A 19,017-nucleotide genomic window follows, 5' to 3' on the forward strand; every position below is an offset into this window, starting at 1 on the left:
TTGCTGCAACGGCGCGCCGTGGCGGGTACCACAAAAGCGCAGGCCCGTGCCTTAAATTGGAGCTATGAGCGATAAACAGCCGGATAAAGCCACACCGTTAGATGAGGATATGGACGTGCCTACCTACAACGCCAAGCCCGCGAGCAAAGATTCCGTTTCCAGCGAGAAGAACTCGAAGCCGGGCCTTTTTGAGCGCGCCGGCCGCGCCGAGCCGCAGGAGATCAAGCCTTCCCAAAGGCAGCAGGACCACCCTGAAACCGAGGTTATGTCCTACTCCAGCGCGAATGAAGCCGCGCGTCAGCAAAGTGGCGCCAGCGAGGAGACCGTAGCATTCGCGCAACCGGAGGAAGCCACGCCGGGCAGTGCCGAGGAGGAATCGGCACTTGCTACTGCCGACACCCCCGCGGAAAGCACCCTCAGCACTGAAACCGCAGAGGAGCGCGAGGCCCGCCTGCAGGCGGAACAAGAAGAAAAAGAAGGATATCACCGCTACGGTCGCCGCGGCACTATCGACTTTGGTCTGCTTTTCATTCGCATCGCACTGAGCGCCTACCTAATCATTGCCGGTGCAAAGACCTTTTTCGAGCTCGGTGATAGTCAGGGCTTGTCCGGTCTAGAGGGCGACTTTGCTAACTATGCCTGGGATACCGCACTATCCATTGCGGTTCCGACCATGCAGCTTATCGCTGGTGTATTCCTGTTGCTGGGTCTCATTACGCCTCTGGCTGCCATGCTCGGATTGGTAGTGACCGGCTTTAGCGCTGTGCATGAACTAGCGCAGGCCGGCGCCGGCTTGGACGTCTTTAGCTGGCCAGATTCCGTCTGGCTTTCTTTGGTCCTCTTCGTTATCGCTGTGGGCCTGCAGTTTACTGGCCCGGGCTTTATTTCCCTAGACTTCAAGCGCTCCTGGGCACGCCGCCCGCTGGGCACCTCCTGGGTCTTTGTGCTTATCGGCGTAGCGATTCTCGTTGCACTCTGGTTCTTCGGTGCGGGAGTTAATCCGCTGAACTAATCGCCAATAGATTATCCGTCGCGCACGCGGCGGATTTTCTTTGCCCCTTGCTTTCTCGAGTGGAAAGTATGATACTTTCTAAAGTGGAAAACAACGGAGAGTCAAGAGTGAAAGGAATCGACAACTATGGAAGACAGCGTGCACGAGGCACTGGCATTTAATGAAGAAATGGAGCAAGACCAGAGCGCAGGGCGGAAGACCGCGCTTAATGTATTGTTTGCTGCGGCGTTAGCAGGACTGTGGTTTGGCCTGAGCCAATTTGGGGAAGGTATGCCGCTATGGTTATCTCTCGGAGTCATAGTTGCCTGCGTGGGTGTAGGCCTTTGGGTAGGCGCTAAAAAGCGTGACGTACGTGCAGGCTATAGACAAAATCCTTTTGACCAGCCGCAGCCGGACTGGAAATACTATCTCGGATTTTTTCTAATGTTTGCCCCTACGTTTTTCCAGACCTTTCTCGAAGGGCACATGGTGATTGCGGCCACCGTATTCACGCTGTGGGGCGTGGGTGTGTTTTGGGCTCTCAATTCGGGAGCAATGGATATGTCCACGCGTGGCCATAGAGACGACAAGCAGGCGAGCGGTGATGAGTGAGCTTGATCCAGTAATTCACCCGCTTAACCGATTTAAGATTTGTGCGGTACTTAATGCTGCCGGGGCAGTGGAAGGTGCCATTAATAAGGAGATGCGCTTTGCGGCGATCCGGGACAAGGTGAATCAATCCGATGCCACGCTGTCTAAGCAGCTAAGCGCACTGGAAAAAGAGGGGTATGTCAGTCGCTTTCGTGAGTATGGATCCTCACGTGGCAAGGACACGGTATGGGTAATGCTCACAACTAAAGGTAAGGCCGCATTCGATTCGCACCTTGCAGCGCTTAAGACGCTAGCGGGACAGGAGTAGCGGTATTCGCGTTCCGGTTATTGCGCTGGGATGCATAGAAAGCGGCTACGAAAAGTGCGACGGTCAGTATGGTTAGCCACACGAAGTCATCCACCCAGAACTTCTGGTAGCGCTCCATGGCGTGGACATCGACTTGGTCGCCCCACCACCATTTGGGTGGAACAGTCAGAAGCATGCCTGCCCAGGCAACGAGAACGGTAAGAAGGCTGCCCGCGGCCCATCCCGTAGAAAGCCAGCTCCAGGCGCGGTAAAGAAAGACTGGGATGATGAGCGTGAGCCAGACCCAGTGGTGTGACCAGGAAACGGGGGAGATGAGGAGGAGAGTGAGGGCGGTGACCATTTGGGCGTCGACAAGCAAATGCTCCTCGCACAGGCGCTTAATAAGCCACGCTGCGAATGCAATGACCACGAGGGAGGCGGCGATCCACGCGATGTTGATAGCCAGACCATTAGCGTCCATGGCCTCCGAAGAAGAATACATGCGCTGAATGGCGCCCTTGATAGAGCTATTGGACTGGTAATCAGTCCCCACGCCGAAGTCGCCGCCAGAGCCCATATCGAGCAATTTGGAACTGAAGAACTCCACGAACGCGTCCCAGCGGAAGGCTGCGGCAAGGAGGGTGGCCGCAACAGCGGAAAGGAGCGCTGTGGCAATCTGCTTCCACTCCTTGCGCACGAGGAAGTAAAGCAGCATGGCCAGAGGGGTTATTTTGATGGCGGCCGCCAGACCGATCAGGATTCCTTGCGGTAGGAAGCGCCGGCGCGGAACGAGGTCGAGGACAACGAGCGTCATGACCACGATATTGATTTGGGCAAAGCCGTTATTGAGGTCAACCGGCTCAAAGCGCAATACAATTGCCCAAGTAATGGCGGCGACGGGCAGGAGGAACTCCGGATTTTTCAGCACGGCCTTGAAGACAAAGTAAAGGCAAACGAGAACGAGCAGGTCAGAGAGAATGACCATGATGTCGCCTGCCATGTCGTGGTCAATACCGTCGAAGGCCGTTAGCGGAACCATGACCAGCGCGCCAAAGGGTGGATAAATGAAGGGCAATTGAATATCGCCGGCCAGCATGGGTTCGCTGTAGACAGAGCGGTGTTCAAGGAAGGCCTTGACGCCTTCGCGGTAGACCACCATATCGATGGGGAAGTCCGTAATGTGGATATCTTGGACGATCTTCCGAGCGCCAAGAATGAGCCCCAGTAAGGCCAAGGCATAGCGGAATAACGGGGTACGCGCGAATTTCATCGCAGGATATCTTATGTGATTTGCAGGCAAAAGGCGCGCACCCCACCGAAGCACAGCAATTTAGCAGCTATCTCCTGCTAATTCACATAACCGTCAACCACGCGAACCGCGCCGCGGTCAGCTGAGGTTGCCATTGCCGCATATGCACGCAGTGCCTTAGTGATCGGGCGGTTGCGGCTTACTGGGGTCCAAGGGGATTCGCGCTGTTCTTGGGCGGCGCGGCGGCGCTTCAGTACTTCCTCATCCACGTCTAGGGTGAGCTCGCGCTCGTGGATATTAATAGAGATGGTGTCGCCGTTTTCGATGAGCCCGATAAGTCCTTGGTGAGCAGCCTCGGGGGAGATGTGGCCAATGGATAGGCCGGAAGTACCGCCGGAGAAGCGGCCGTCGGTAATCAAGGCACATGCCTTGCCCAAACCGGCGCCCTTGAGGAAGGAAGTCGGGTGGAGCATCTCTTGCATGCCAGGGCCACCGGCCGGGCCTTCATAGCGGATGACCACGACATCGCCCGGCTGAACCTCCTTATTGAGGATGATAGATACCGCTTCCTCCTGGGACTCTACGACTCGTGCAGGGCCGGAGAAGGTCCACAGCTCCTCTTCGACGCCCGCTGCCTTGACGATGGCCCCGTCGGGAGCGAGGTTGCCGCGCAGGACAACGAGGCCACCATCGGAAGAAAAGGCATGCTCGGCGTCGTGGATGCAGCCATTGGCGGCGTCGGTATCGAGCTCGTCCCAGCGGTTGGATTGGGAGAAGGGCTCCGTGGTGCGCACGCCGCCGGGGGCGGCGTAGTAGAGTTCGCGGGCCTCATCGGTGGCGTGAGGGTTGCGGATATCCCAGTCATCGAGCCACTGTTCGGCGTTGTCATATAGCGCTGTATGTACCTTGAGGTTGAGGTGCCCGGCGCGGCGAAGCTCGCCCAAGATGGCGGGAATGCCGCCGGCGCGGTGAACATCTTCAATGTGGTAGGTCCCGTTGGGCGCTACCTTGGACAGGCAGGGTACGCGGTAGGAGATGTCGTTGATGTCATCCAGGGTGAAGTCCACCTCGCCTTCCTGCGCGGCCGCCAAGGTGTGCAGGATGGTATTGGTGGAGCCACCCATGGCCATGTCTAGGGCCATGGCGTTAGTGAAAGCTTCCTTGGTAGCGATATTGCGCGGCAGTACGGATTCGTCTTCTTCGCCGTAATAGCGACGGCACATATCGACGATGGTGGTGCCGGCCTTTTTGAATAGGCCGCGGCGGGCCGTGTGGGTGGCCAAGGTGGTACCGTTGCCGGGCAGTGCAAGGCCGAGGGCCTCGGTCAGGCAGTTCATAGAGTTGGCGGTAAACATGCCGGAGCAGGAACCACAGGTGGGGCAGGCAGATGCTTCGACCTGGGTTAGTCCTTCATCCGAGACCTCATCATTGGCGGAGGCCGTAATGGCCGTAATGAGGTCGGTTGGGGCGTGGGCTACGCCATCTACAACGACCGCCTTTCCTGCCTCCATTGGCCCACCAGAGACAAAGATGGTGGGGATATTCAAGCGCAGGGCAGCATTGAGCATGCCGGGGGTGATTTTATCGCAGTTGGAGATGCATACCAGGGCGTCGGCAGTGTGGGCATTGGCCATGTACTCGATGGAATCGGAGATGATTTCGCGGGAGGGAAGCGAGTACAGCATGCCGCTATGGCCCATGGCAATGCCATCATCGACTGCGATGGTGTTGAATTCCTTGGGCACTCCGCCGGCCTCACGTACGGCATCGGCGACAATATCGCCGACGTTTTTGAGGTGCACGTGGCCGGGGACGAATTGGGTATAGGAGTTGGCGATGGCCACGATCGGTTTACCAAAGTCATTTTCCTTGGTGCCGGTTGCGCGCCACAGGGCCCGGGCGCCAGAGGCCTGGCGGCCGACGGTAGTTACTTTTGAGCGCAGCGGGAACATGGTTTAAAGTCACCATTCCTTCAAGGGATGTGGGGGGAGCGTCGGTGGCGTATTTAGTTTTCGGCCGAGGGCTTGAGCTCGGGGTGGCGCTCAAGGTAGTCCGCATACTCTTCTTTGCTGAGCAGGACTTGCTGGCCGTCGCGGTGGACGATAACCACCTTTTCATCTGCCGCTTCACGGCCCTGGGTAAGGGCGTCCGGGATGCGGCCGCGGGAGGCCTCCGAAAGGCGTGGGAGCGAGTTAAAGGTGATACCGGGCAGGTTGTGCTCCGCGCCGCTTCTCGTACGAGCAAAGGCGCGGGAGCGTTGGAACCCGATACCGGAAAAATCGCCCCAAGGGATCTGGACCTTTTTCCGGAAAGCATAGGAAATGTCGATCCCGGATTCGGAGACCTTGGTGCGGGATTTTATGACCCACCACAGCCCAAGGGCGGGGATGATAAACAGCCATGCGAGGTATTTGGGGGCCCACCCAATGCTCAATAGCGCAATGGTGGACAGGATAAGGATGCCCAAGATGTGGTCACGGGATGGCTTGAAAACCTCTGCCTGGGTGGTGGACTGATGAGGTTTATTGTCCTTAGGTGGTGGAGTCATAGTGTGCAAGCCTAATTCACAGAGGTGGGTGAGGGCTAACCTATTTTCAGGTATGTCTCACCATGTGGGAAACCGATCCCAAATGGGGGTAATAGGCAGAAGTGTAATACCTATCGGTGTATAGTCATGCTCATGATCATTATTCGACTTCAGGTAGTACCAATGCGGCGGTGACCGCGGCGCTCATGACGTCGACGCTTTTCGCCCCCGCAGACACACCAGCCCGCGGGGGCTTTGTTCATATCTAAAGGCGTTAACGATGATGATCACGACCAGTATTAGAGCAATCCAAGGAGCACATTAACCGTGGTTACGACAACTTCGCCCACGCCCGCTTCGGTGGCTGCAGCCTCACGCGCCCACGCTCCGGAGCGGATGAGTGGTGCCCACGCCATTGTCCGCACTCTTGAAGATTTGGGAACCGATCTTGTCTTCGGCATTCCAGGCGGTGCCGTGCTTCCGCTCTACGATGCTTTGCATACCTCGACCAAGCTGCGGCATGTGCTCACCCGTCATGAACAGGGAGCTGGACATGCTGCGGAAGGCTATGCGCAGGCTTCTGGCAAGGTGGGGGTGTGCATTGCCACCTCGGGGCCGGGTGCGACTAACTTGGTGACAGCGCTTGCCGACGCCAACCTGGACTCCGTCCCCATCGTCGCTATCACCGGCCAAGTGGGAAGCAATCTTTTGGGAACCGATGCCTTCCAGGAGGCCGATATCCGTGGTGTGACAATGCCGATCACCAAGCACAACTACATCGTGACGGAGCCTAGCCAGATTCCCGCTGCTATTGCTGCAGCATTCCATTTGGCTTCTACAGGGCGCCCAGGACCGGTCCTAGTGGATATTCCGAAAGACGTTCAAAATGGCCACTTGGACTACTCTTTCCCAACCGAATTCGATTTGCCCGGATATAAGCCAACGACCAAGCCACACCACCGTCAAATCGCGCAAGCGGTTGAACTCATCGCGCAAGCAGAAAAGCCGGTTATTTATGCCGGAGGTGGTGTCATCAAGGCGGAGGCGGCACGGGAGCTGCGTGCGTTTGCGGAGTTTACCGGAATTCCAGTCGTGACCACACTTACGGCCTTGGGGTCCTTTCCGGAGTCTCATCCGCTGCATATGGGCATGCCGGGCATGCACGGCACCGTTCCGGCGGTCGCGGCGATGCAGCGTGCGGATCTGCTCATTGCCATCGGCGCGCGCTTCGATGATCGAGTAACTGGGGATACCTCAACCTTTGCCCCTGAGGCTCAGGTGATTCATGCGGATATCGATCCTGCTGAAATCGGCAAAATCCGCGAGGTGGACGTGCCTATCGTGGGTGATGCGCAAAAAGTACTAGCGGGACTTTTAAAGGAATACCGTAAAAACTCCTCTCTGGATCTGCCGCAGACAGGTCCATGGCGGGACTACCTTGACGGACTCAAAGAGCGGTTTCCCCGTGGTTATGATCCCACTCCGGATGGGCAGCTAAATCCTCAATTTGTCTTGGAGAAGCTCAGTGAAACCGTAGGCCCCGAGGCAATTTATTGTGCCGGAGTGGGGCAGCACCAGATGTGGTCGGCACAGTTTATTGACTTTGAACAGCCGCGTTCCTGGATTAACTCCGGCGGGGCTGGAACCATGGGCTACGCGGTACCGGCAGCCCTTGGCGCTAAAGCAGCATGCCCAGATAAAGAGGTATGGGCGATTGACGGTGATGGCTGCTTCCAGATGACCAATCAGGAGCTAACCACCGCAGCTTTGGAGGGCTTTCCATTCAAGGTTGCCGTTATTAACAATGGCAACCTAGGCATGGTCCGCCAGTGGCAAAACTTGTTCTTTAATGAGAACTACTCCCATACAAAGCTGCGAGAGCGTGATGTCTATACCCCGGACTTTGTCCGCTTGGCAGAAGCGCTGGGGTGTGAAGCCATCCGGGTCACCTGCGAGGAAGAAGTGGTGCCAGCGATTGAACGGGCCCGCGCAATCAACGACCGCCCTGTGGTTATTGACTTCATCGTTGGAGAAGATGCCCAGGTGTGGCCGATGATTGGCGGTGGGGCGTCCAACGAAGAGATTCAATACGCCCGCGGTTTGCGCCCGCTATTCGATGAAACTGAATCGGCAGCAGAAAGTCCTGCCGATATCGACGAGACCATCCAGGAGGTGTAGGCATGGCACCCACTGACGTTTCCCGGCATACTTTGTCGGTCCTGGTGGAAGACGTAGAGGGAATCCTGTCGCGGGTGACCGGAATGTTTTCGCGGCGCGGTTATAGCATCATTTCCTTGGTTTCCGCCCAAACGGAAAATCCGGGTATCAACCGGCTGACTATCGTGGTTGATGCATCCGAGACAATTATGGAGCAGGTAACTAAGCAGCTCAATAAAATTGTTCCGGTCATCAAGATAGTTGAGCTTGAGGCTGACGCAACCGTGGCGCGAGCTCTGATGATGGTCAAGGTGGCTGCAAATAATACCAACCGGCCCCAGGTTGTCGATGCCGTCAATATCTTCCGCGCTCGCGTGGTAGATGTGGCGCAAGAATCCGTGGTAGTAGAAGCGACTGGTGCCCCGGGAAAGCTGGCGGCGCTACTGGATGTATTAGAACCTTTTGGTGTACTCGAGCTGGTGCAGTCGGGTGACGTGGCCTTAGGGCGTGGGCCCAAAGCATTGGCTCCACCCCGAAATTAATGTCTCACTAGGTGGGCATTAAATCCCACACTCTGATACAATGGTGGGTGGGACGTTGATTCATTGAACTATCAATCACTACAGAATTGAGGATTAGGACATGGCAATTGAGACCTTTTATGACGATGATGCGGATCTGTCCATCATTCAAAACCGCAAGGTAGCCGTCATCGGCTACGGTTCCCAAGGTCATGCACACTCGCAAAACCTGCGTGACTCCGGCGTTGAGGTTGTTATCGGCCTGCGCGAGGGTTCCAAGTCGGCGGACAAGGCGGAGGAAGCAGGCTTTGAGGTTAAGACCGTGGCAGAGGCTGCTAAGTGGGCGGACGTCATTATGCTGCTGGCGCCAGATACCTCTCAGAAGCAGATCTTTGAAGAGGAAATCGCCCCTAACCTGGAAGATGGCAATGCACTGCTGTTTGGTCACGGTTTGAATATTCACTTCAAGCTGATTGAGCCGCAGGCCAATGTCACCGTTGGAATGGTTGCTCCTAAGGGGCCTGGTCACTTGGTTCGCCGACAGTTTGTAGATGGCAAGGGAGTTCCGTGCCTCATTGCTACTGAGCAGGATCCGAAGGGTGAAGGCCATGATTTGACCTTGTCCTATGCCGCAGCCATCGGTGGTGCGCGTGCCGGCGTTATCCCAACTACCTTTGAAGCAGAGACGGTTACTGACCTCTTCGGAGAGCAGGCTGTCTTGTGCGGCGGTGTCGAATACCTGATTCGTACCGGCTTTGAAGTTCTGACTGAGGCTGGATACGAGCCAGAAACGGCCTACTTTGAGGTTCTGCATGAGATGAAGCTGATTGTGGACCTGATGTTTGAAGGCGGCGTCGCCAACATGAACTACTCGGTATCTGATACCGCAGAGTTTGGCGGCTACATTTCCGGTCCTCGCGTTATCAATGCCGATACCAAGCAGCGCATGAAAGACATCTTGTCCGATATCCAGGACGGCACCTTCACCAAGCGCCTGCTGGCCAATATTGAAGGCGGCAACAAGGAATTGGAGGACCTGCGCGAGGAATTTGCAAAGCACGAGATTGAAAAGACCGGCGCTAAGCTGCGCGATTTGATGAGCTGGGTCAAGAACCCACTGGATGCTACGGCCTAGCACATAAGGCCGCGCGAATAGCGCCAAACCCACGGTGAATTAGGGGTGTTCACCGTGGGTTTTTCTGAATTATCGGCAGGAAAGAATTAATCCTTGGGGGTAGGATGTCGGGCATGGGCTTTACGACGCCAAGTTATGATCTCAAAGACCTCTTTGCACGGATTAATCGCGGGGACATCCAGCTACCTGATTTCCAACGCAGCTATGCCTGGGACGAAGATCGCATCCGTTCACTCATTGTTTCTGTGCTGCGCGGCTATCCCATCGGGGCGCTTATGGCACTTGATACTCGAAACGAAAAGATGCGCTTTCGCCCCCGCGCCCTCGCCGGCGCGCCGGATACCGGCGTCGACCCCGGCTTGCTCCTTTTAGATGGACAGCAGCGTTTGACCACGCTGTATCACTGCTTCAACGGCGAGGGCTTTGTAGACACAACTGACTTCCGCAAGAAGAAAATTCATCGCCGTTTCTTCATTGATATTCGAGCTGCCGTGCGGGGCGAGATTATGCCGGATGACGCCATCTTTGCAGTCGATCACAAAGGAAAAATTCGATCGCACTTCGCACCGACGATTGAGGGGGACATTCTTTCGCGGGAAGACGCCCTAGAGAATATGTGCATTCCTGTTGCTTCACTATTGAGTGAAGATGGCGTTGGCATGCTCTTTGAGCTTGCAGCGACCAAACAGGAATACAGCGCGGAACTAGCAGCGTTTAATAACCGCATCGTTAGACCATTGTCCGGCTATGACCTGCCGATGATTCGGCTTTCCCGAGAAACAGAGCGAGCCGGCATCGGGTCGATTTTCGCGCAGGCAAATTCGGCAGGCCTGCAAATGGACGTATTCGATCTACTTACCGCAGTATTTGCTTCCGAGGATCCCACTTTCCACCTGGCCACTGATTGGCAAGAAGTGGAAAAGGATCTGCGTAAGTCCCCAGCTTTGGACGGAATTGGGCGCACAGAATTTCTTTCTGCAGTATCGCTTTTAGTCTCCGGAGAAAAGGGCCGTGCTGGTGGGCAGCGCGAGGACATCTTAAAGCTGTCCCTAACGGAGTATAAGGCGGCGGCCAATGATTTACGCATTACTTTCCGTGAGGTATCTGAGTTTTTGGCGGAACGATGCATCCTTAATACGGATCAGGTTCCGTTTAATGAACAGATTGTTCCTCTAGCCGTCATCATTGCCCGCCTGGCTAAACGCGGGGGAGCGCTGTCTACCCAGCAATCGTGGGACCGCATGAACCAATGGTTCTGGTGCGGCGTCTTCGGCGAGCTTTATGGCTCGTCTGCAGTGCAGCTGCGCGCCGCTCGCGACGTGGATGAGGTCACCGAGTGGGTAGCGGGCGCAACGGATGAGGCCCCGAAGACTGTCACCGATGCCACCTTCCGGGAATCCCGTTTGCTCTCTGTGGATGATAATGACGGTGTATGGCATGGTCTCTATGCCCTCCTTATGGCGCGCGGCGCAAAGGATTGGCGCACAGGAAAGGCGTTTAATAGGCGCACATTTGAAGAGCTTAAGCCGGGCTTTTTCCCGGTGTTCCCGCTGAATTGGTGCAAGCGCCACGGAGTGGACCCCGTTTTGGCGGAGTCCGTGATGAACTACACCCCAATGGGCAAGCGAACTGAGGTAGTACTCGATGGCTTCGCTCCCGATCGCTACCTGCCGCGCGTTCAGTCCAAGTCCATCATGGAAGACAGGCAATTTGATGAGGTACTAGCGTCCCACGATATGAATTTGAATTACCTGCGGGCGTCACAGCCGCGAGAATTCCTAGCAGACCGTCGTCAACGGTTCCTTGACATCGTGGAATATGCTTTAGGTAAACCTGTCATCCGTGATGTGGATGAAGCAAACCTGTTTGGTGGAGAGGAAGGCCCGCAAGCTTTTGATCGCTAATTCTGTGCGCCTGACTGCCACAGTGCTTGTCGCATCGCTCGCATTAGCTGCCTGTGGCACGCCAGTTACTGAAACCAAACTGGTCAGGCGGGGATTGTCTGATTTGGATGAGTCTGAAATTGACCTCAATAAGGCCAAAGCGGAGAACCAAAACCGGCTGATTGACCCGAAATTTGACGGCAGATTCGTCATTGTCAATGACCCCATAGGCATCGAGGCTAGCCGCCTATTTTTTGAAGATTCCGATTCGCTCGTCCTTTTTACCGCGGATGATAAATCTATTCTGCGTGCAGCAACGTTGGCGGTAAACCAGCATTTGCCTGCGGTGCAGTATGACGACGCTAGGCGATTGGAAATCCATAAGCTACTCACGGACCTGGGAGTACGACGCTTGGTGATTGTCGGCGATGTGCCGTGGACACAAACATCTGGGGACTTCGAGGTGATTAAGGATCCAGGTACGCACAAAGCGCTGGGAGAGTTTACGGCATTCCAATACGGCTCCAAGGTGGTAGCTTCCCCAGAGCAAATGGTCAAAGATATTGCGCGATTGGACAAGACTCCCCAAGTGGAGCTGCGGCCCGCATGGGTGCCGTATGAAGGCGAACCTGAGGCTGATGGGAAAAAGAAGAAACCTGTCCCAGCACAGTCCCGCAGGGATGCCCAGATGGCGCCGAATATCATCGCGACAAAAGATAGTCCCATCGCGAACGTCATTACGGCGGCAGCCTATGGCGGCAAGGTGTTGGTAGTGCCGACTGTTGATCCATTGGAGGATAAGCACAGCATGGCCGCTGTTGCAGGCCTTGAAGATGGTGCCTTAGTAGCCCTTGGACCGGAATTCGGTCGAGTGAAAGAATTTAAGGCAAAAATCAAGCAGGGCGCTCCTTCCTGAACTACACTTCCTTGACACGCGGGAATTCCGCGTGCACCGCATCACACTTAAGCGAAGGAAGATATGTCGAAGCCGGTAGTCCTTATTGCCGATAAATTAGCTCAATCCACAGTTACGGCCTTGGGGGATTCAGTTGAGGTTCGTTGGGTGGACGGTCCAAACCGTGCGGAGTTGCTCGCCGCAGTTCCGGATGCAGAGGCTTTGCTGGTGCGTTCTGCAACTACTGTTGATGCAGAGGTTTTAGAAGCAGCTCCAAAGCTAAAAATTGTGGGCCGCGCAGGAGTGGGCCTAGATAACGTTGATATTCCGGCGGCCACGGAAAAGGGCGTCATGGTGGTAAATGCACCTACGTCTAATATTCACTCGGCGTGCGAACAGGCCATTGCATTGCTCTTGGCGACGGCGCGTCAGGTACCAGCAGCCGACCAGTCGCTGCGCGAGGGGGAATGGAAGCGTTCTTCTTTCAAGGGCGTGGAGGTATATGGAAAGACCATCGGTATTGTTGGTTTTGGACACATTGGTCAGCTCTTCGCACAGCGTCTGAAGTCTTTTGAAACGACCATCATTGCCCACGACCCCTATGCCAACCCGGCTCGTGCGGCGGCACTGGGCGTGGAACTGGTCGAATTGGAAGAGCTCATGTCTCGTTCCGATTTTGTGACCATTCACCTTCCGAAGACCCCAGAGACTGCCGGAATGTTTGATAAGGAGCTTTTGGATAAGGCGAAGAAGGGGCAGATTCTCATTAATGCGGCTCGCGGCGGATTGGTGGATGAGGAGGCCTTGGCTGAGTCTATCGAACAGGGCCATCACCGGGGCGCGGGTTTCGATGTCTTTGCTACGGAACCATGTACTGATTCTCCGCTCTTTAAGCTGCCGCAGGTCACCGTTTCCCCACACTTGGGAGCCTCCACTGTAGAGGCCCAGGACCGAGCAGGAACCGATGTGGCGGCTTCGGTGCTCAAGGCTCTCGCTGGTGAGTTTGTCCCGGATGCGGTAAATGTCTCCGGTGGTGCTGTAGGAGAAGAAGTTGCTGGCTGGCTGGATCTCGCGCGCAAGCTAGGACTTACGGCTGGACGTCTGCTGGGGCAGGCACCCGTTGCCGTTGAAGTAGAAGCTTGCGGTGAGCTGTCTACCGAGGATGTAGAAGTTTTAGGTCTTTCTGCTGTCCGGGGTCTGTTTAGTGGCGTGACATCGGAGCCGGTGACATTTGTTAATGCCATGCAGATTGCGCAGAGCCGTGGGGTAGAGGTGGAGGTATCTACCAACGCGGAATCCAAGGGGCACCGCTCCTCCTTGCAGGTGAAAGTTATCGGTGCTGATGGAGAAACTTCCTCGCTGACCGGTGCGCTTATTGGCATCGATGGAACTGAGAAGTTTATTCGTATTAACGGCCGCGGCGTCGATATGCGCGCTACTGGTCGCAATCTTTTCTTCCGCTATGCAGATGCTCCGGGCGCGTTGGGAACGGTGGGTACCAAGCTAGGTGCTGCTGGAATCAATATCGTGGCGGCGGCGCTTACGTATGGCAAGCAGGAATCTGATGCGGTTCTTATTCTGCGTGTGGAAGCCGAGGTTCCGGAGTCTCTCATTGCTGAGGTCAATGCGGCATTAGGTGCGCAGTGTGAACAGCTGGATATGGACGCATAAAGCTGCTGGTGCAGAATCCGTGGAGCATATCCCGCGTAGTGACAGGTAACTTCCTGCGCTGCGCGGGTCCTTTTTGATAGAGTTGGTTAAATCCACTCTATGAGAAAGGAATCCTACATAATGAAACTTGCGGTAATTGGTGGGGATGGTATTGGGCCCGAGGTAACGGCTGAGGCTCTCAAGGTGCTGCATGCCGTTCGCTCCGATATTGACACCACCGAGTATGACCTTGGTGCCCGGCGCTACCTACGCAACGGGGAGCTTCTCACGGATGCGGATTTAGCTAGTCTCCGCGAACACGATGCCATCTTATTAGGGGCTATTGGTGCCCCGGGTAAAGTGCCTCCAGGCGTATTGGAGCGAGGGCTATTGCTCAAGATGCGATTTGCGCTGGATCACTACGTAAACCTCCGTCCTTCCAAGCTGTATCCCACTGCTTCTTCGCCGTTGGCCGATCCTGGAGACATTGATTTTGTGGTGGTGCGCGAGGGCACCGAGGGGCTGTACTGCGGAAACGGTGGTACCTTGCGCGAGGGCACTGAGCATGAGGTGGCCAGTGAGGTATCACAAAACACCCGCTTTGGCGTGGAGCGCGTAGTGCGCGATGCCTTTGCGCGGGCTGAGCAGCGCCGCAAGCACCTGACCTTGGTGCACAAAAACAATGTATTGGTCAATGCGGGTGGGCTGTGGCAGCGCACTGTCGATGACATCGCCGCTGAGTTTCCAGAGGTTCAGGTGGATTACCAACATATTGATGCTGCGACCATTTATATGGTTACGGATCCGGCGCGATATGACGTAATAGTCACCGATAACCTTTTTGGAGACATTCTTACCGATCTTGCCGGTGCCGTAGTGGGTGGCATTGGCCTTGCTGCCTCCGGAAATATTGATGCTTCAGGAGCGAATCCCTCGATGTTCGAGCCGGTCCATGGTTCTGCGCCGGATATCGCTGGGAAGGGGATTGCGGATCCGACGGCTGCTATTTTGTCGGCGGCCATGCTCCTTAGACACGTAGGCGATGAAGCCAATGCGCAACGGATAGAGGATGCGGTGGCGCAAGACGTTGCCCAACGCGGCGATGGGCCGGTGAATACCACTGACGTCGGCGACCGAATTTCGCGCGCCCTAGCTACATAGGAGCAAACCTGCCCTGCACGATGCGCTTGCCGACGCCCCCCCGGATCTGAACGGTTGCTTTCATCCCCTCTTCCAGGGGCTTGCAATGGCGTTTGAAAGAACACCGCAATTTACTCAAATTAACTAATTAACACCGTAACCTTTGCACACATGTAAAGGGAGCGATTGAGTAGGATTACCGCTATGCGTTTAGGACGAATTGCACACCCAGAAGGAATCTGTTTCGCCATTATCGATGGGCCGAAAGACGCCCCGATGCAAGAGCTAGTAGCAAAAGAAATTGCTGGCACGCCTTTCACTCCGCCGGAGCCAACCGGGCGCGAGTGGAAGCTTAACGAGGTTCGCCTCTTGGCACCGACCCTGCCTACCAAGGTTGTGGCGCTGGGCCGCAACTATGCGGACCACGTTGCGGAAGTCTTCAAGAAGTCTGCCGATAGCTTGCCGCCCACCATCTTCATTAAGCCGTCCACCGCGGTCATCGGCCCGGATGCCGCGATCAAGATCCCAGACTATGCCACCAATGTAGAGTTTGAGGGCGAGCTTGCCGTAGTCATTTCCAAACCGTCGAAGAATATCAAGGCCAAGAACTGGCAAGACCACGTACTGGGCTACACCATTTGCAATGATGTTTCCTCCCGTGACCTGCAGTTCAAGGACGGACAATGGGCTCGTGCCAAGGGGATCGACACTTTCTGCCCGCTCGGCCCATGGATTGAGACGGATCTGGATAGCTTGAATCTGGATGACCAGAAGATTAATGCCTACCTGACGCACGAGGGCTCTCGTGAACAAAAGCAGGATTCCAATACGGACCAGATGATTGTGAAGATGGGCGGCATCTTGGAAGAGATTTCCGCCGCCTATACCTTGCTTCCCGGCGATGTCATTACTACTGGTTCACCGGCCGGCACCGCTCCGATGGTCCCGGGGGATACCATCGAAATCGAGATCCCAGGCCTGGGAACCCTACGCAATTCCATCGACCGTGCATAACTCCCACCAGAGCGAGCATCGCCCCTACGTTCCCACTCCCGCGGAAATGGAGGAGCGGTACCGCAGCACTGATCAAGTATGGTCGGGAAAACCGAACTCCACCCTTGTCGATTATGCTGCGGAGCTCGCGCCTGGCACGGCCCTCGATGTTGGGTGTGGAGAAGGTGCGGACGCGCTCTGGCTTAAAAACCACGGCTGGGATGTGTTGGGCATTGACTTCGCCCCGACGGCCGTAGCCCGCACTCGCGCCCTCGGCGTTGCCGCACAGGTTGCTATGTTTAGTGGCTTTAGCCATGAGCCCTTTGACTTGGTAAGCGTCCACTACGGTGGGATACGCGCAACGTCGGAAGAGGTCGAAAAGCTTGAGCACTTGGTAGCTCCAGGGGGAACACTGCTTTTTGTTCACCACGATATGGAGTCCACAGAACTGGCGATGCCGGAATGGTTGGCGCACAACCTGCGCGAATTGGAAACTGTCACCCTAGCCCGCCGGGAGCGCCACTTGGCTGAAAGTGCAGGTGCGCACCACCGCACCGACGTCGTGCTCGTCGCCAAGCGCGTGGGCTAGAGGCTTAGCGCCTTCAAAATGGTGCGCAGCTTAGCGGTGGTTTCTTCCAACTCCGCTTGGGCATCAGAATCGCCGACGATGCCTCCACCAGCCCAAGCGCGTGCGGAGAGTCCATCGCCGGCAACCTCTGCGCAGCGAATGGCTACCATATATTCGCCGTCACCTGAACTATCGCACCAGCCGACCGCGCCGGCATAGAAACCACGGTCAGTCTCCGCAGTCTCAATAAGGGCTTGGGCGGCTTCGGCCGGGGTGCCACAGATAGCCGGTGTGGGATGGACCGCTAGGGCAAGCTCGAGCGCAGTCAAGTCTTTATCCTTGAGCGTTCCGGAAATCGGCGTGCCAAGGTGCCACATTTCATTTGTGCTTATCAGTTGTGGGACGTCCGGAATATCTAGTCGCTCGCACAATGGGGTGAGCGCCCGGCGCAGGTGGTCGACCACAAAAGCGTGTTCGTGGAGATCCTTGGAAGAATGCAAGAGGTCCTGTCCTGCGAGGTGATCCTCGGCCGCCAAGGCGCGGCGCGGAGACGAACCCGCCAAGGGAAAGGCTGACACAGTCGAGCCTTGACGCTTGACTAGAACCTCCGGGGAGGAGCCGACAAGCATCGCGCCCGGCCTTCCAGCGGGAGAGAGATCAGCAATGAACCCGTCACGGTTGGCGGAGAGATCGATAAGGCGCGCCGCCACGAGGCGCGGATCGATGGCTTCAGGGAATTCGATGTCTACCGCGCGGGCTAGAACTACCTTTTCTAGTTTGGAGGTTTCAATCGTGCCGATGGCTGCCTCCACGCGGCGAAGGTGTTCCTCAGGCTCTGGATCGAAGCCAACTACGCGGGAGCTTAAACTCTGGTTGCGATAATAAGCGTGCGGTTCCAGCGGGCCCTCTTCGCGGATGATGGCCTCCGGTACGGTTAGTGCCGCGGGGGTGTCCGAATCGAAGGGGATCGCACCGACGACCATCTCTACATCCTTGCTGCGGAGAGCGGAAATTGCCGCATCGGCGTCATTAAAAGTGTGGCGCGCCCCTTGGGTACGGACAGACCCCGTTGCCCGTGAGAGCAAAAAATCGGGGGCGGTGCTTGGTCTGTCTTCGTGCATGAAAATATAGCTTAATGCCTTGGGCTTTTCTTACAGAATTGAGTGTGCACTGGGCGTGTAAACAGTGTCTCTAGTGAAAAATGTGGTTAGTTTTAACCTTGTGGCTAATGTTACTAATTTTCTTCGCTATTTCCTTTACCTGATTGTTGTTGGTGTGCTGGCTAGCGGGGCGCTGCTGAGCGTGTCTCCTGCCCACGCGCAAGAAGCGCCTGCACCTGCGCCGGCCCCAGCAAACGCACCACAGCCAGCACCGGCACCAGCACCGGGCCCGGCACCCGAAAACGCGAAGCCAGTTATTCCGCAGCCAGATGGATCCCACCTCGTTCCAGAAGGCGTGAAAGAATCCACCCCGGCACCAGCAGATAAAGGTGCTGACCAAAACAACCCGGCACCTGCTCCTGAGGGATCATCACTTCCGGAGCCGGCACCGCGGCCAGCGATGGTAGATACCAGCATCAACCCCAACCCGCCATTTAAGCCGGGCTCCATACAGTCGCTCACTATGGAGCACGAGGGAAAGACCCGCAGGTATCTATTGCGCATTCCCAATAACTATTCGCCGGAAAAGGCTGCGCCTGTACTTTTCGGCTTCGGTGGATGGGGAGATTCCCCGGAAAACTATTCCAGCTACGCACGCATGCAGACCACTGAAGCCAATAACGAGGCAATCATCGTCTACCCGGAGGGTTTTGAGCGTGCTTGGGAGGCAGCACCTTATGCCAAGACGCGCGATGGTGAGGACATCCGCTTCATCAAACGCATTCTTGACTCTGTGGACAAAGACTACCACGTTGACCGCAACCGCGTGTACGCCATGGGTATGTCCAATGGCGGCGGCTTTACCTCAGTGCTGGGCTGCCACGCCCAAGATACCTTCGCCGCTGTAGCCATGGTCTCGGGTGCTTTTTATAACCCGGTCGAGGTTAACTGTGCCGATGCGCCGATGAATACCCTCATCATGCATGGCGTCAATGACAAGATGATGACCTATGAAGGCGGTGACCGGCACGAGGCTGGCTACTTACCGGTGCGCACGGTGCTTGGCGGCTACCTGAAACGCAATCGATGCGACATGACCTTCCAGGCGACTCCAGAGGCTGGCGGTTCCGAACGCCTGAACTTCAATGGTTGCCAGAAGGACGTACAGCTGGTCAAGGTTCCGCAGGACCACACCTGGTTCTGGCAGCCAGATACTCCAAAGGTGGTCTGGGACTTCCTCTCGTCCAAGACCAGGGTATAAAACAGCGGCTCTTAGCCACGGATGAGGCCCAGAGGAGAGATCCTCTGGG

17 protein-coding genes are annotated in these 19,017 nt (G+C 56.2%); 13 read left to right on the forward strand and 4 right to left on the reverse strand.

Going from position 1 to position 19,017, the window contains the following annotated elements; genetic code table 11:
• The first annotated feature begins 64 nt into the window (after positions 1-64).
• The 3 genes from WMP97_RS05660 to WMP97_RS05670 all read left to right on the forward strand — a co-directional run bounded on the left by WMP97_RS05660 (position 65) and on the right by WMP97_RS05670 (position 1,910).
• A complete protein-coding gene (locus WMP97_RS05660; protein ID WP_340439998.1) occupies positions 65-1,012 on the forward strand; it encodes a DoxX family protein in 948 nt (315 codons plus the stop codon).
• Positions 1,013-1,138: 126 nt separating this feature from the next.
• Entirely contained in the window at positions 1,139-1,603 is a 465-nt protein-coding gene (locus WMP97_RS05665) for a hypothetical protein (protein WP_239205658.1), read from the forward strand.
• Positions 1,596-1,910 (forward strand): transcriptional regulator, encoded by a 315-nt coding sequence (locus WMP97_RS05670; protein ID WP_200287647.1) that lies wholly within the window; start codon positions 1,596-1,598, stop codon positions 1,908-1,910. The genes WMP97_RS05665 and WMP97_RS05670 overlap by 8 nt, the downstream gene beginning before the upstream one ends.
• On the opposite strand, the gene WMP97_RS05675 is transcribed toward WMP97_RS05670, so the two are convergent.
• The 3 genes from WMP97_RS05675 to WMP97_RS05685 all read right to left on the reverse strand — a co-directional run bounded on the left by WMP97_RS05675 (position 1,885) and on the right by WMP97_RS05685 (position 5,686).
• Positions 1,885-3,159 carry a glycosyltransferase family 87 protein gene (locus WMP97_RS05675; protein WP_340439999.1) on the reverse strand — a complete coding sequence of 425 codons (1,275 nt, stop codon included), beginning with the start codon at positions 3,157-3,159 and terminating at the stop codon, positions 1,885-1,887. The genes WMP97_RS05670 and WMP97_RS05675 overlap by 26 nt on opposite strands.
• Positions 3,160-3,236: 77 nt before the next feature.
• Positions 3,237-5,090, reverse strand: a complete 1,854-nt coding sequence (gene ilvD, locus WMP97_RS05680) for a dihydroxy-acid dehydratase (RefSeq protein WP_340440000.1) — start codon at positions 5,088-5,090, stop codon at positions 3,237-3,239.
• Positions 5,091-5,143: 53 nt separating this feature from the next.
• Complete coding sequence (locus WMP97_RS05685; RefSeq protein ID WP_340440001.1) at positions 5,144-5,686, reverse strand: PH domain-containing protein; 543 nt, start codon at positions 5,684-5,686, stop codon at positions 5,144-5,146.
• 306 nt (positions 5,687-5,992) lie between these two features.
• Here WMP97_RS05685 and WMP97_RS05690 point away from each other — a divergent pair, with 306 nt between their 5' ends.
• The 9 genes from WMP97_RS05690 (at position 5,993) to WMP97_RS05730 (ending at position 16,628) form a co-directional block, all read left to right on the forward strand.
• Positions 5,993-7,843, forward strand: a complete 1,851-nt coding sequence (locus tag WMP97_RS05690; RefSeq protein ID WP_248098887.1) for an acetolactate synthase large subunit — start codon at positions 5,993-5,995, stop codon at positions 7,841-7,843.
• A 2-nt stretch (positions 7,844-7,845) separates the two neighbouring features.
• Positions 7,846-8,364, forward strand: a complete 519-nt coding sequence (gene ilvN, locus WMP97_RS05695) for an acetolactate synthase small subunit (RefSeq protein WP_340440002.1) — start codon at positions 7,846-7,848, stop codon at positions 8,362-8,364.
• A 100-nt stretch (positions 8,365-8,464) separates the two neighbouring features.
• The gene (gene ilvC / locus WMP97_RS05700; RefSeq protein ID WP_340440003.1) at positions 8,465-9,478 is read left to right on the forward strand and encodes a ketol-acid reductoisomerase; all 1,014 of its coding nucleotides are present in this window, start codon (positions 8,465-8,467) and stop codon (positions 9,476-9,478) included.
• A 113-nt stretch (positions 9,479-9,591) separates the two neighbouring features.
• Positions 9,592-11,382, forward strand: a complete 1,791-nt coding sequence (locus WMP97_RS05705) for a GmrSD restriction endonuclease domain-containing protein (RefSeq protein WP_239205646.1) — start codon at positions 9,592-9,594, stop codon at positions 11,380-11,382.
• A 94-nt stretch (positions 11,383-11,476) separates the two neighbouring features.
• On the forward strand, positions 11,477-12,277 hold the full coding sequence (locus WMP97_RS05710; RefSeq protein WP_239208429.1) for a hypothetical protein: 801 nt from the start codon (positions 11,477-11,479) through the stop codon (positions 12,275-12,277).
• A 63-nt stretch (positions 12,278-12,340) separates the two neighbouring features.
• Positions 12,341-13,927: a phosphoglycerate dehydrogenase gene (gene serA, locus WMP97_RS05715; RefSeq protein ID WP_316331101.1), complete on the forward strand. Its 1,587-nt coding sequence runs from the start codon at positions 12,341-12,343 to the stop codon at positions 13,925-13,927.
• A 120-nt stretch (positions 13,928-14,047) separates the two neighbouring features.
• Positions 14,048-15,067: a 3-isopropylmalate dehydrogenase gene (locus WMP97_RS05720; protein ID WP_239205640.1), complete on the forward strand. Its 1,020-nt coding sequence runs from the start codon at positions 14,048-14,050 to the stop codon at positions 15,065-15,067.
• Positions 15,068-15,250: 183 nt separating this feature from the next.
• A complete protein-coding gene (locus WMP97_RS05725) occupies positions 15,251-16,060 on the forward strand; it encodes a fumarylacetoacetate hydrolase family protein (protein WP_340440004.1) in 810 nt (269 codons plus the stop codon).
• 46 nt (positions 16,061-16,106) lie between these two features.
• Positions 16,107-16,628: a class I SAM-dependent methyltransferase gene (locus WMP97_RS05730; protein WP_051138344.1), complete on the forward strand. Its 522-nt coding sequence runs from the start codon at positions 16,107-16,109 to the stop codon at positions 16,626-16,628.
• Here WMP97_RS05730 and WMP97_RS05735 read toward each other — a convergent pair.
• Entirely contained in the window at positions 16,625-17,728 is a 1,104-nt protein-coding gene (locus WMP97_RS05735; RefSeq protein WP_023021695.1) for an isochorismate synthase, read from the reverse strand. The genes WMP97_RS05730 and WMP97_RS05735 overlap by 4 nt on opposite strands.
• A gap of 100 nt (positions 17,729-17,828) precedes the next feature.
• Here WMP97_RS05735 and WMP97_RS05740 point away from each other — a divergent pair, with 100 nt between their 5' ends.
• Positions 17,829-18,968, forward strand: a complete 1,140-nt coding sequence (locus WMP97_RS05740; RefSeq protein WP_232212591.1) for an alpha/beta hydrolase family esterase — start codon at positions 17,829-17,831, stop codon at positions 18,966-18,968.
• Positions 18,969-19,017: the final 49 nt, after the last annotated feature.

The sequence above is a fragment of the Corynebacterium sp. KPL4072 genome (genome assembly GCF_037908395.1).
In the GTDB taxonomy this organism is placed as follows: domain Bacteria; phylum Actinomycetota; class Actinomycetes; order Mycobacteriales; family Mycobacteriaceae; genus Corynebacterium; species Corynebacterium kefirresidentii.

Bases quoted from the DNA above. Each gene is read 5' to 3' on its own strand.
- WMP97_RS05685 (WP_340440001.1), bottom strand. From the start codon at position 5,686: ATGACTCCACCACCTAAGGACAATAAACCTCATCAGTCCACCACCCAG.
- WMP97_RS05675 (WP_340439999.1), bottom strand. From the start codon at position 3,159: ATGAAATTCGCGCGTACCCCGTTATTCCGCTATGCCTTGGCCTTACTG.
- serA (WP_316331101.1), top strand. From the start codon at position 12,341: ATGTCGAAGCCGGTAGTCCTTATTGCCGATAAATTAGCTCAATCCACA.
- WMP97_RS05665 (WP_239205658.1), top strand. From the start codon at position 1,139: ATGGAAGACAGCGTGCACGAGGCACTGGCATTTAATGAAGAAATGGAG.
- WMP97_RS05670 (WP_200287647.1), top strand. From the start codon at position 1,596: ATGAGTGAGCTTGATCCAGTAATTCACCCGCTTAACCGATTTAAGATT.
- ilvD (WP_340440000.1), bottom strand. From the start codon at position 5,090: ATGTTCCCGCTGCGCTCAAAAGTAACTACCGTCGGCCGCCAGGCCTCT.
- WMP97_RS05730 (WP_051138344.1), top strand. From the start codon at position 16,107: ATGGAGGAGCGGTACCGCAGCACTGATCAAGTATGGTCGGGAAAACCG.
- ilvC (WP_340440003.1), top strand. From the start codon at position 8,465: ATGGCAATTGAGACCTTTTATGACGATGATGCGGATCTGTCCATCATT.
- WMP97_RS05660 (WP_340439998.1), top strand. From the start codon at position 65: ATGAGCGATAAACAGCCGGATAAAGCCACACCGTTAGATGAGGATATG.
- WMP97_RS05725 (WP_340440004.1), top strand. From the start codon at position 15,251: ATGCGTTTAGGACGAATTGCACACCCAGAAGGAATCTGTTTCGCCATT.
- ilvN (WP_340440002.1), top strand. From the start codon at position 7,846: ATGGCACCCACTGACGTTTCCCGGCATACTTTGTCGGTCCTGGTGGAA.
- WMP97_RS05705 (WP_239205646.1), top strand. From the start codon at position 9,592: ATGGGCTTTACGACGCCAAGTTATGATCTCAAAGACCTCTTTGCACGG.
- WMP97_RS05735 (WP_023021695.1), bottom strand. From the start codon at position 17,728: ATGCACGAAGACAGACCAAGCACCGCCCCCGATTTTTTGCTCTCACGG.
- WMP97_RS05720 (WP_239205640.1), top strand. From the start codon at position 14,048: ATGAAACTTGCGGTAATTGGTGGGGATGGTATTGGGCCCGAGGTAACG.